General features: G+C 43.6%; 1 protein-coding gene. It reads left to right on the top strand.

Translation table 11 applies throughout. The features are described 5' to 3' along the window. A partial coding sequence (locus ES017_RS15685) for a polysaccharide deacetylase family protein (RefSeq protein WP_171335320.1) occupies positions 1–383 on the top strand: 383 nt, incomplete at both ends.

The raw sequence follows: 383 nt of genomic DNA, 5'->3' as shown, positions 1-383 counted from the left end.
GACAATGCCCGTGGGCAAGTGGCCTTAACATTTGATATTAGCTGGGGAGACGAAAATGCCGAGCAAATTTTAGATGTCCTAAAACAACACGGTATCAAAAATGCAACCTTTTTTTTATCTGCTTCATGGGCCGAACGCCATCCGTCCGTTGTGAAACGGATCAAGGAAGACGGGCATGAAATTGGCAGCATGGGGTATCAATTTGTGAACTACACTGAACTGGAGAGTTCCAAAATTCGCCAAGATTTAATGATGGCCAAAAAAGTGTTTGACACATTGGGAGTCAAAAACGTTGAGCTGCTGCGCCCTCCAGGTGGAAATTTTAACAAAACCGTTCTAAAAATTGCTCATTCTCTCGGTTATACGGTGGTACATTGGAGCAT

This window comes from Anoxybacillus sp. EFIL, from assembly GCF_013096955.1.
In the GTDB taxonomy this organism is placed as follows: domain Bacteria; phylum Bacillota; class Bacilli; order Bacillales; family Anoxybacillaceae; genus Anoxybacillus; species Anoxybacillus ayderensis.
The sequence above is the reverse complement of the archived record's forward strand: the minus strand, read 5'-3'. Positions and strand labels throughout refer to the sequence as shown.